The sequence below is a fragment of the Streptomyces sp. 8N706 genome (assembly GCF_052245415.1).
Lineage (GTDB): Bacteria > Actinomycetota > Actinomycetes > Streptomycetales > Streptomycetaceae > Streptomyces.
Genome location: NZ_JBQQBW010000086.1, coordinates 18,583 through 29,259 on the forward strand (window position 1 = coordinate 18,583; position 10,677 = coordinate 29,259).

The 10,677-nt window shown below is 70.4% G+C and carries 10 protein-coding genes, 1 tRNA gene and 1 pseudogene; 10 read left to right on the plus strand and 2 right to left on the minus strand.

Annotated features, from left to right (window positions below; translation table 11 throughout):
* Position 1: 1 nt before the first annotated feature.
* Positions 2–1,009: an SMI1/KNR4 family protein gene (locus ACTWQE_RS25595; RefSeq protein WP_443331399.1), complete on the minus strand. Its 1,008-nt coding sequence runs from the start codon at positions 1,007–1,009 to the stop codon at positions 2–4.
* A 325-nt stretch (positions 1,010–1,334) separates the two neighbouring features.
* Here ACTWQE_RS25595 and ACTWQE_RS25600 point away from each other — a divergent pair, with 325 nt between their 5' ends.
* Complete coding sequence (locus ACTWQE_RS25600; RefSeq protein WP_443331400.1) at positions 1,335–1,850, plus strand: YwqJ-related putative deaminase; 516 nt, start codon at positions 1,335–1,337, stop codon at positions 1,848–1,850.
* 1 nt (position 1,851) lies between these two features.
* Complete coding sequence (locus ACTWQE_RS25605; protein WP_443331401.1) at positions 1,852–2,355, plus strand: SUKH-3 domain-containing protein; 504 nt, start codon at positions 1,852–1,854, stop codon at positions 2,353–2,355.
* 308 nt (positions 2,356–2,663) lie between these two features.
* Here the strand turns inward: ACTWQE_RS25605 and ACTWQE_RS25610 are convergent, their stop codons facing one another.
* Positions 2,664–4,241 carry a histidine kinase gene (locus tag ACTWQE_RS25610; protein ID WP_443331402.1) on the minus strand — a complete coding sequence of 526 codons (1,578 nt, stop codon included), beginning with the start codon at positions 4,239–4,241 and terminating at the stop codon, positions 2,664–2,666.
* 324 nt (positions 4,242–4,565) lie between these two features.
* On the opposite strand from ACTWQE_RS25610, the gene ACTWQE_RS25615 reads away from it, so the two are divergent.
* From ACTWQE_RS25615 to ACTWQE_RS25650, 8 genes and pseudogenes are all read left to right on the plus strand, one after another.
* A tRNA-Gln gene (locus ACTWQE_RS25615) sits at positions 4,566–4,638 on the plus strand.
* Between the two features lie 114 nt (positions 4,639–4,752).
* The gene (gene glmU, locus ACTWQE_RS25620) at positions 4,753–6,216 is read left to right on the plus strand and encodes a bifunctional UDP-N-acetylglucosamine diphosphorylase/glucosamine-1-phosphate N-acetyltransferase GlmU (protein ID WP_443331403.1); all 1,464 of its coding nucleotides are present in this window, start codon (positions 4,753–4,755) and stop codon (positions 6,214–6,216) included.
* A gap of 87 nt (positions 6,217–6,303) precedes the next feature.
* Entirely contained in the window at positions 6,304–7,281 is a 978-nt protein-coding gene (locus ACTWQE_RS25625) for a ribose-phosphate diphosphokinase (RefSeq protein WP_443331404.1), read from the plus strand.
* 266 nt (positions 7,282–7,547) lie between these two features.
* Positions 7,548–8,144, plus strand: coding sequence for a 50S ribosomal protein L25/general stress protein Ctc (locus ACTWQE_RS25630; protein ID WP_443331405.1), 597 nt, complete (start codon positions 7,548–7,550; stop codon positions 8,142–8,144).
* A 195-nt stretch (positions 8,145–8,339) separates the two neighbouring features.
* Positions 8,340–8,930 carry an aminoacyl-tRNA hydrolase gene (gene pth / locus ACTWQE_RS25635; protein ID WP_443331406.1) on the plus strand — a complete coding sequence of 197 codons (591 nt, stop codon included), beginning with the start codon at positions 8,340–8,342 and terminating at the stop codon, positions 8,928–8,930.
* Positions 8,931–8,936: 6 nt separating this feature from the next.
* A pseudogene (locus ACTWQE_RS25640) lies at positions 8,937–9,095 on the plus strand (DUF1416 domain-containing protein); the annotation flags it as partial.
* Positions 9,096–9,260: 165 nt separating this feature from the next.
* Positions 9,261–9,794 (plus strand): hypothetical protein, encoded by a 534-nt coding sequence (locus tag ACTWQE_RS25645; protein WP_443331407.1) that lies wholly within the window; start codon positions 9,261–9,263, stop codon positions 9,792–9,794.
* A 179-nt stretch (positions 9,795–9,973) separates the two neighbouring features.
* Positions 9,974–10,639 carry an LPXTG cell wall anchor domain-containing protein gene (locus ACTWQE_RS25650; RefSeq protein ID WP_443331409.1) on the plus strand — a complete coding sequence of 222 codons (666 nt, stop codon included), beginning with the start codon at positions 9,974–9,976 and terminating at the stop codon, positions 10,637–10,639.
* The last annotated feature ends 38 nt before the right edge of the window (positions 10,640–10,677 follow it).

A 10,677-nucleotide genomic window follows, 5' to 3' on the forward strand; every position in this document is an offset into this window, starting at 1 on the left:
CTCACCCCTCCACCGGAACGGCGCGCGCGAAGCCGCCGTCCACCATCAGGTTCGCCACGGTGTCCAGCTCCGGCGGATTGCCCGCCAGCCGCTGGAGGAAGTCGTCGAAGTCCTCACCGCACGGCAGCAGCAGCCGCTCCGTCCGCTCCTGGACCGGGAGGCCGTCGCGGTCGCGCGCATCGTCGTACGCGCAGAACCACACGGAACCGAGCGCCTGCCCCTTCACCTTCACCGCGACCACACCGCCCTGTACGAAGGCCACTCCCAGATAGTCCTTGGTGAAGTGATCCCGCAGGCACTTGTTGACATACACGAGGTCATTGACGGCGGCCTCGTCCCGTACCGCGAAGAACGGCTGGTCGACCAGCAGCCCCAGTTCCGCGTCGAGCGCCACACCGACCGGTGCGCAGCCGCCCGCCGCCTTGAGGAAGGACCGGTACGCGCCGGGCAGCCGGTAGCCCAAATCCTCTTCCACGCGGAGCACCTGCTCCTCGGTCACCGCCAACGACCGTGCCGGAAGCCCGAAGTGCACCGGCCGGGTCTCCTGCAACGGCCGCGTACCACGCTTGTCCTGGTCCACCGGCGCGGTCGCCAGCCCGCCATGGTGCCGCAGCAGCGCCTTCACCTCGACGGGGACGAGCTCCATCCGGCGGGTGCCCGCGACGTGGTGCCAGGTCCAGCCGTGCGGGGTGGCCACCGGCGGCAGACTCCCCCACAGCTCGTGCCCGTCGGCGTGCAGTGCGGCGTTCGCCGACACATAGTCCGTCAGCCGCAACTCGTCGACGCCGAAACCCTCCGGCGGGTCGGCGATCTCCGCGGCAGCCCGCGCATACGGGGAGAAATCCGGGAACCCGCTCTCGTCCACCCGCACCCCCTGGGGGTGCCGGGCGGCCCGGACCGGGTCCGGGAAGTGCACGACCTGCCCGGCGTAGGCCGTGTTCGGTGGCGCGGCCTGTCCCCCGGCCTGGGGGCCGGGAGGTGCCCCCAGCCCGAGCCGACCTGTTGTCATGGCGGTTGCCCCCTGCTGCGTCTGGCTGATGGGCACAGCCTAAGCGCTGCCGCAATGGCGGGTCTCTCCCCGGTCCGGCCCACCTCACGGGCCGTTCTCCACGGCGATGACCCGATTCCCCGCTGGTCGGGCAGCACTGCGGAACCGGCACCTCCGCGCGACCCGCCGCCTCCTTGGGCCGCGTCACCGCGGTGACGGTCCGTCAACCTGCCGTGACCTCGGGTCGAACGACGCGCCGCAGCCCTACCCTCGGCTTCCGCATCTGCCTGCACCTTTGGCAGGCTGTCCCCGCAACTCGGGGGATTGCACGGGAGGGAAACGCACGATGAGCACCGCACAGGACACCGAATCCGCCATGCCACCGGGCGACCCCCGGCTCCGCTGGAGCGCCACCGACGACACGGCCGGGACGCCCGCGCTCCTCCACCGCCGTGACGGCATCCTGCCCGCCGTCGCCGCCGCCCTCTCCGTCCGCGGCGAGACCCTCACCGCGACCGCCCCCAAGGGCGGCCAGCCCCCGGCCCTCCACCCCCTCGTACAGGACTTCCTCGACACCCTCACCAGCGACCGGAGGGAAAGATTCACCGGCCGCTGTCCCGAAGCCCTGCTGCTGTCCCGCTACCTCACCACCGTCGAAACCACCCGCGGCAAGCGCGCATCCCGCAAACCGCTCACCCACGGAGAGGCCCGCCGGGCCCTCAAGCAGTCCAAGCTCACCGCCCGGCGCATCCGCGAGGACGGCGACCCCCACCACGGCACCTACGCCCCGCCCTGCCGCTCCTGCGCCTCCCTCCTCGCCCACTTCGGCGTACGCGCCATCGACCCGACGAACGGGAGCTGACGTGCGCGCCTTCGAACGCACCGCCGCCACACGCTTCCCGGTCGCCGTCGACGCCGCCCTGCGCGAAGCAGGCTGGGAGCCCGGCCGCTGGAACATCGCCCAGGCCGAGATCTGGGCCGACACCCTCCGCGCCCACACCTCCCCCGGCGGACACCGGCACACCGTCCTCCCCTCCGCCGTCGAAGCCTGGGCCGAATTCGGCGGTCTGCACCTCTCCGCCCCCGGCCCCGGCCGCCACATCGCACCGACACCACTGGTCATCGACCCCCTGCGCGGACTCCATCTCGCCCGAACCCTCGCCGATCTGGGCCGCGCCCTCGCCACCGAGATCTGTCCGCTCGGCGAGGAGACCGCCGGCACGGGCGCGGTCCTCGCCATCGACGCGCAAGGCCGGGTCTACAGCCTCGACCACACCGGCGACTGGTACCTGGGCGCGGACGTCGACCAGGCCCTCGCCACCCTGCTCACGGGCACCACCCCGGCACGCCTGACCACCAAGGGCTGACCAGCCACCCCGCGAACGCACCTCATCGTGCCGCCCCCGCGGCGTACGGACGGCCGGGGCTGTACGGACGCCCGCGGCCGGTCGTACGGACGCGGCGGACAGGTGGCACGGGCCGGGCCGGCCGGCCGCAGCAGGGACCAGCAGTCGGGCGTACGCCGGGGGCTTGCCGGACGGACGGGACGGACGGGCTGGGTGGTCACGCCGTAAAGACCGGACTGCTCGTACACAGGAACCAGGCGGGGTCGGTCGGACGGACAGAGTCCGTCAGGCCTACGGAACAGGTGGCCGTACGCACGCACGACCGGCTGTCAGGCCGTACGCGCCGGGCTGTCCGTACGGGCCGGACTCCCCGGACCGTCCGGGCCCACCGGACTCCCCGGACCGTCCGGGCTCACGAGGCCGCCCGGACTCTCCGCACGGTCCGGGAGCACCGCCGACACACGGAAGCCACCCGCCTCCGTCGGCCCCGACACAAACCCACCGCCGAGCGCCGTCACCCGCTCCCGCATCCCTACCAGACCGTTGCCCCCGCTCGGCAACCGCGCATCGGAACCGCCCTCCGCCGCAGGCCCGTTCTCCACCAGAACCGCCACCTCGGCCTCCCGGTGCGCCAGCCTCACCCGCGCCTTCGCACCCGCCGCATGCTTGTGCACATTCGTCAGTGCCTCCTGCACCACCCGATACGCGGTCTGCTCCACCTCGGGCGCATACGCCCGCTCCTCGCCCTCCACGGACAGCTCCACGACCATCCCCGCCGCCCGCGACTCCCCCACCAGCGTTGCCAGCTCACTCAACTGCGGGCCGTCCCCCGCCTGCTCCGACGACGCCGGCGCGGCACCGGGCCCGCCGCCCGAGAACGACACCTCGGCCGGGCACACACGTCCGACTGCCGCCTCCGACACCGGCCCGGCCGCCCGCCCGGCCGCCGCGAAGTCCGCGAGCCGGACCGACGCGGCGCCACGGTCCGCCTCCCCGGTCCGCCCGGCCCCCGCCGAGTTCGAGCCATCCGAAGATTCCGCTCGCCCGGTCGCGGACCGCGTGCGCCCGGCCGAACTCTCTCCCGTACGCAGAACCCCCAGCATCTCCCGCAGCTCCGTGAGCGCCTGCCGCCCCATGTCCCCCACCAGAGCCGCGTTCTTCGACGCCCGCTCCGGATCCTTCAGCGCCACCGCCTGCAATGCCGCCGCATGCACCACCATCAACGACACCCGGTGCGCCACGACGTCATGCATCTCCCGGGCGATCCGCGTCCGCTCCTCGCTCCGCGCCCACTCGGCCCGCTCCTCGGCCCGGTCCGCCAGCAGCGACAGCTCCCGCTCCAGCCCGTCCGCACGCTCCCGCAGACTCTCCACCAACCGCCGCCGCGCCCCGACGTACAACCCGAGCAGCAGGGACGGCGCCGTCAGGCCCAGGGCCATCAGCACCGAGACGAGGAGCGTGACCCAGAGCGGCGGCATGTAACCGTCCTGCCGCAGCTCCTGGTGGAAACGGATGAACGCGATCAGCAGCGTGCCGCCCATCGACATCCCGGCCAGCACGACCGTGATCCGGCGCGGCACCTCGGAGGCGGCAAGTGTGTAGAGCCCGATGACACCCAGCAGAAAGCCCATCTCGGCGGGGATGACGGCGATCGACACCAGAACGACCGCTATCGGCCGACGCCGTCGCAGGACCAGCGTCGACCCGGCGACCACCCCCAGCAGAACCCCCGCCCCGACCGGAATGCGCGCCTCGTCCGCGAAGACGACACCTTCGAACACGCACTCCACCGCAGAGGCGACGGCCAGCACGATGTCCAGCACCATGCTCCGTCGCCGAACCCACCACCACGGCCCTCCGGGCGTTCCCCTCGCACCGGCCTCCGTGTCTACCCCCGTTGTGGTCATGGCAACCAGCGTACGGGCGGGAGCCATCGTTTTTCCGGCGCCTGCACCCACATACAACAAATTCGAACGTGGTCGATATCCCCGACTTCCACACGAACTGCTGAATCGCCCAGGTTTTCGACCCCTTCACGCGGGCAGCCGACCAGCGCCCGCGAGTACGGCGGGCCGGTAGGACGTACGACGCGATCGTGGCGCAGGGCCCGGCGTCCGCGTTCTGCGAGGCGCGGGCCCGTCGGCCGCAACGAGGGCTGGTAGTACGGCAAGGGGGGCCGACTCGCGGCGCACATCGACCGATCAGGTCTCCGGTATGGTCTGTCGCAGTGATCCGCCGTGGGGTAACAGGCAGCCCGCAGGACTTTGAATCCTTGCAGTCCAGGTTCGAATCCTGGCGGCGGAGCTCAGGTTCGCGTTCATCGGGTCCCGACCGCACAGTCGGGACCCGAGGTGTTTCTGGCGCAAAACGCCCCGGTATCCTGCGGGTGTCCACCACCCGAAGCCGAAGGGCACACCCGTGAGCGCCAACCGCCCGGCAGCCGTCGTCGTCCTTGCAGCGGGTGAGGGCACCCGTATGAAGTCGGCGACCCCCAAGGTCCTGCACTCTCTCTGCGGTCGCTCCCTCGTCGGCCACGTCGTCGCCGCGTCCCGTGAGCTGGACCCGGAGCACCTCGTCGTGGTCGTGGGCCACGCACGCGAGCAGGTCACCGCACATCTCGCCGAGATCGACCCCGGTACCCGTACCGCCGTGCAGCACGAGCAGAACGGCACCGGTCACGCCGTGCGCATGGGCCTGGAGGAGCTGGCCGGGGGCAGCGACGCGGCACCCGTCGAGGGCACCGTGGTCGTGGTCTGCGGCGACACCCCGCTTCTCACCGGCGAGACGCTCCGGCGGCTCGCCGGGGCCCACGCCTCCGACGGCAACGCCGTGACCGTTCTCACCGCCCAGGTCCCCGACTCCACCGGCTACGGCCGTATCGTCCGAGACCCCGCCGGCGGCGCCGTCACCGCGATCGTCGAGCACAAGGACGCCACGGAGGCGCAGCGGGCCATCACCGAGATCAATTCGGGTGTGTTCGCCTTCGACGGCCGGCTGCTGTCGGAGGCGCTGGGGAAGGTTCGTACCGACAACAGCCAGGGGGAGGAGTACCTCACCGATGTGCTCGGCATTCTTCGGGAGTCGGGCCATCGGGTGGGGGCGGCGGTGGCGGCGGACCACCGGGAGATTCTGGGGATCAACAACCGTGTCCAGCTCGCCGAGGCGCGCAGACTGCTCAATGAGCGGCTGCTGCGGGACGCCATGCTGAGTGGCGTCACCGTGGTCGACCCGGCGTCGACGTGGGTGGATGTGACGGTGACGTTCGAGCCGGACGCGGTTGTCCATCCGGGTACGCAGCTGCACGGTGCCACGCATCTGGCGGCGCGTGCCGAGGTGGGTCCGGGGTGCACACTGACGGACACGGTGGTCGGCGAGGGTGCCCGAGTGATCAATGCGGTGGCGGACGGGGCGCTGATCGGCCCGGACGCGAGCGTGGGCCCGTATGCGTATCTGCGTCCGGGGACGAAGCTCGGCCGTAAGGCGAAGGCCGGGACCTATGTGGAGATGAAGGCCGCCGACATCGGGGAAGGTACGAAGATTCCGCACCTCTCGTATGTCGGCGATGCGACGATCGGCGACTACACGAATATCGGCGCGGCGAGTGTGTTCGTGAATTACGACGGTGAACACAAGCACCACACGACGGTCGGTTCCCATTGCAAGACGGGCTCCGACAACATGTTTGTGGCTCCGGTCACGGTCGGGGACGGTGCGTACACCGCCGCCGGTTCGGTGATCACCAAGGATGTGCCCCCGGGAGCGCTGGCAGTCGCTCGTGGCCAGCAGCGGAATATCGAGGGTTGGGTGGCTCGTAAGCGCCCGGGAAGTGCTGCCGCACAGGCTGCTGCCGCTACTCGTCCGGAGTCCGACGGCGAACGGTGACGATCAACGGATGCGCCGTGCGGGGCGTACCGTGAGAAGCACACGCAAGGTGCCCCCAACATTTTCAGCTGGCAAGGAGACTGTGCTGTGACCGGGATCAAGACGACCGGCGAGAAGAAGTTGATGCTCTTCTCCGGCCGCGCCCACCCCGAGTTGGCGGAGGAGGTCGCGCACCAGCTCGGTGTCGGCCTGGTCCCGACAAAGGTTTTCGACTTCGCCAATGGCGAGATCTATGTCCGTTTCCAGGAGTCGGCTCGTGGTGCGGACTGCTTTTTGATGCAGAGTCACACGGCTCCCATCAATAAGTGGATCATGGAGCAGCTGATCATGATCGATGCTCTGAAGCGCGCGTCGGCGCGGAGCATCACCGTGATCGTGCCTTTCTACGGCTATGCCCGTCAGGACAAGAAGCACCGTGGTCGAGAGCCGATCTCGGCGCGTCTGATCGCTGATCTGCTGAAGAGTGCGGGGGCGGACCGGATTCTTACGGTCGATCTGCACACCGACCAGATTCAGGGTTTCTTCGACGGTCCGGTGGATCATCTTTTCGCGCTGCCGGTGCTGGCGGATTATGTGGGCGCGAAGGTGGACCGGGAGAAGCTGACGGTGGTGTCGCCGGACGCGGGCCGGGTGCGGGTGGCCGACCGCTGGTGCGACCGGCTGGGTGCGCCGCTGGCGATTGTGCACAAGCGGCGTGACAAGGACGTCGCGAACCAGGTGACCGTGCATGAGGTCGTCGGTGATGTGAAGGGCCGGGTGTGCGTCCTGGTCGATGACATGATCGATACGGGTGGCACGATCTGCGCGGCGGCGGATGCGCTGTTCGCCAATGGTGCGGAGGACGTGATCGTGACGGCGACGCATGGTGTGCTGTCGGGTCCGGCCGCTGACCGGCTGAAGAATTCGAAGGTGAGTGAGTTCGTCTTCACGAACACGCTGCCGACCCCGGGTGAGCTGGAGCTCGACAAGATCACGGTGCTGTCGATGGCGCCGACGATCGCGCGGGCCGTGCGTGAGGTGTTCGAGGACGGTTCGGTGACGAGCCTCTTCGAGGAGCAGGCCTGACCGACGCCGGAAGCCCCCGGTTCCGGAGCTACGGGCTCCGGAACCGGGGGCTTCCGGCGTGCCGGCCCGGTGGCCGCCGGGGTGATCGACTTTGGGACCGGCCGCCCCGCCGGGTAGAATCAGCGGGTTGCTCGGCGAGGGAAGCCACACGTGTGGTGTGGCGGTCCGTTATCGACGCGCTCTTCGTAGCAGGTCTGTCGTGGGCCGGGTGACGGTCGTCGGATCCACGCTTCCCCCGGGAAGCACCACCTGCGAGGAGCGCAGTCATGGCTGAGTACAAGATTTCCGCTGAGGTCCGTTCCGAGTTCGGCAAGGGCGCCGCCCGCCGCAACCGCCGTGACGGCAAGGTCCCGGGTGTCATCTACGGTCACGGTGCCGAGCCGGCGCACGTCGTCATCCCCGCCCATGACCTGATGATGGCGCTGAAGACCCCGAACGTGCTCATCAACCTTCAGATCGACGGCAAGAGCCAGCTCGTCATCCCCAAGGCCATCCAGCGTGAGGCCATCCGCGGCTTCCTGGTCCACGTGGACCTGCTCGTCGTGGAGAAGGGCGAGAAGGTCACCGTCGAGATCCCGATCCACACCGAGGGCGAGCTGGCGCCGGGCGGCAACCTGCTCGAGCACGTGCTGAACGCGCTGCCCGTCGAGACCGAGGCGACCCACATCCCCGAGTCCGTGACCATCTCCGTGGAGGGCCTGGAGGCCGGCGCCGCGGTCCTGGCCAAGGACATCAGCCTGCCGAAGGGCACCTCTCTGGCCGTCGAGGAGGACGCAGTCGTGCTGCAGGTCCTCTCGGCGCAGGCGGAGGAGCCGGCGGCCGAGGGCGAAGAGGGCGCCGAGGGCGAGACCGCCGAGGCGTGACCCTCCGGATCCCTCCGGGGATCCCGCCGCCGCCCCGTCCGGCGGGCTGAGGAGGCACGCCCTCAGCCGGCGGTTCCGGGGCGGCGTACGAGGCCTGAGGACGACCGCCGTCCCGCTCCCCAGGAGTGGGGCGGCGGTCGTGTATGCCTGTACGGCACCGAACGATCCGATCCATCCGCGGCAGGAGAGACGTAGATGAGCGACGTGGACAGCCCCTGGCTCGTGGTGGGTCTGGGCAACCCGGGGCCGGGGTACGCGGCGAACCGCCACAACGTGGGCTTCATGGTGGCCGATCTGCTCGCCGACCGGATCGGCGGCCGGTTCAAGGCGCACAAGGCCCGGGCGCAGGTCGTGGAGGGACGGCTGGGGGCGCCGGGTCCGTCGAGCCGGCGGGTGGTCGTGGCGAAGCCGATGTCGTACATGAACCTGTCGGGCGGGCCGGTGACGGCGCTGCGGGACTTCTACAAGGTTCCGGTCGGGAACATCGTGGCGGTCCATGACGAGCTGGATATCGGCTACGGGGCGCTGCGGCTGAAGCTGGGCGGCGGGGACAACGGCCACAACGGTCTGAAGTCGATCACGAAGGCACTGGGTCCGGACTATCACCGGGTGCGGTTCGGGATCGGGAGGCCGCCGGGGCGGATGGATGTGGCGGCGTTCGTGCTCAAGGACTTCTCGTCGGCGGAGCGCAAGGACCTGGACTACTTCGTGGACCGGGCGGCGGACGCGGTGGAGTGTCTGATCGTGGACGGTCTGGAGCGGGCGCAGGGGACGTACAACACCTGAGGCGGGGCAGGGACTGGGCCGGCGCGCACGACACGACCCGGACACCGGACGCGTCAATCATCCAGGGGTTCGGTGACCCGCGACGGCGAGCCCGTCTCGGGCTACGTCCGCCTCCTCGACGGCGGCGGCGAGTTCACCGCCGAGGTCCCGACCTCGGCTACCGGGCATGCCACTTGGGGCACGGAGGGTGCCGCATGAGGCTCGTTCAGCAACCTCGCGCGTAGGGCGCGTACGGCGCCTACCGGGACAGCAGCCACCTAACGGGACAGCCCCTCCCAAGGGGGTGGCCGCAGGTTGACCGAGGCTTCCGCATGGCCAAGGATCGCCGCCATGGCCAAGCCCACCACTGCCACCACGACCGCGCCGAGGACGAAGCGCAGCCGGACACGGCGCGCGGGTGAGAGCGCCTACGGGCTGCTGCTGGTCGGCAGGAACCTGGTGATGGCGGCGGTGGTTCTGCTGCTGCTGGTCGCGGGCGTGTGGACCTCCTGGGGCACCGCGCAGCACTCGATGCTGACGAAGGGCCGTGAGCGGGGCACGATGATGGTGGCCCGGTGCGGTGAGGAGAGGTGCACGGGGCCGTTCGTCCCGGCCGATCCCGCGTCGCCCGACCGGCGGAAGGTGACGATCGACGAGGCAGTCACCCACAGGACGGGCGAGCGGCTGCTGGTGGCGGTGAAGCCGGGCACGGACGATGTCGTACGGACCGGGTGGGGCGGGGTGCTGCATGCGTGGGTGCCCTTGGGCGGCTCGTTCATGCTGGCGGCCCTGGTCGTCGCCGGGGGGCTGCGGATGCGGCGCACGGCTTGGGTCCTGGGGGTGCTGGGCTCGGCTCTGATGGGTGCTTCGTTCGCGCTGCTCTGACGTGCCGTGCAGAGCCACCGCAGCGAACAGGTCTTGGCCGGATCGTTACGAGTGAGCATTGGGGCATCCGGGACTCAAGGGTGCTGATGGGGCATGCGGCGCCTTGACCGGTGCCCCGCTCCACTGGAGGCTGAACCGCCGCCCCCCACCTCCTTCTGCCCCATGAAGTTGGTATGCCAATGCGCACCCTCTCTGCCGCGTCTGCCATCGCGGCTGCCGCAGTGACATCGCTGCTGTTCGCCCCGGCCGCGTACGCGACGCCGCCCGGCGACAACGGGACCGTGAAAATCCACGATGCGACGACCGGGGAGAAGCTCCGGAAGAACGAGCCGCACGTCTGCTCCTTCTACCTCGACGGGTTCGGCTTCGACGGAAGCCAGCAGGTGGACTGGAAGATCGTCGAGATGCCGCCGACCGGCACGAAGGGCACTGTGGCGACGAGCGGCGCTCTGACGCTCGACGTCGAAGGAGACGGCCGGAGCGACGATCTGTCCCTGCCCGACGGCCACTACAAGCTGATCTGGAACTTCGACGGCGAGCACGGCCGTGCGAAGCACAAGGTCTTCTGGACCGCCTGTGAGGACGACGGCGAGCAGGGCGGACAGCCGTCCGGGAAGCCCGGCGGCAAGCCGTCCGGAAAGCCGACGGCCGAGCCCACCGCCTCCGCATCCGCCTCTGCCGCCGCCCCGGCGCCCTCTGCCCAGGGCAGGGACGACGGCCGCGAGAGCGGTGGCGACCTCGCCGAGACCGGCGCTTCCGTGACCGGCGTCTCCGTCGCGGCCGCAGCGCTGCTGGGCGCGGGGGGCGGGCTGATGCTGTGGCGCAGGACCCGCGGTCAGGGCTGAGCCCGGCCACCCCGCATGACGGCGGCGCCGGACCCCAC

Bases quoted from the DNA above. Each gene is read 5' to 3' on its own strand.
- ACTWQE_RS25595 (WP_443331399.1), bottom strand. From the start codon at position 1,009: ATGACAACAGGTCGGCTCGGGCTGGGGGCACCTCCCGGCCCCCAGGCC.
- ACTWQE_RS25600 (WP_443331400.1), top strand. From the start codon at position 1,335: ATGAGCACCGCACAGGACACCGAATCCGCCATGCCACCGGGCGACCCC.
- ACTWQE_RS25610 (WP_443331402.1), bottom strand. From the start codon at position 4,241: ATGACCACAACGGGGGTAGACACGGAGGCCGGTGCGAGGGGAACGCCC.
- ACTWQE_RS25630 (WP_443331405.1), top strand. From the start codon at position 7,548: ATGGCTGAGTACAAGATTTCCGCTGAGGTCCGTTCCGAGTTCGGCAAG.
- pth (WP_443331406.1), top strand. From the start codon at position 8,340: ATGAGCGACGTGGACAGCCCCTGGCTCGTGGTGGGTCTGGGCAACCCG.
- ACTWQE_RS25645 (WP_443331407.1), top strand. From the start codon at position 9,261: ATGGCCAAGCCCACCACTGCCACCACGACCGCGCCGAGGACGAAGCGC.
- ACTWQE_RS25650 (WP_443331409.1), top strand. From the start codon at position 9,974: ATGCGCACCCTCTCTGCCGCGTCTGCCATCGCGGCTGCCGCAGTGACA.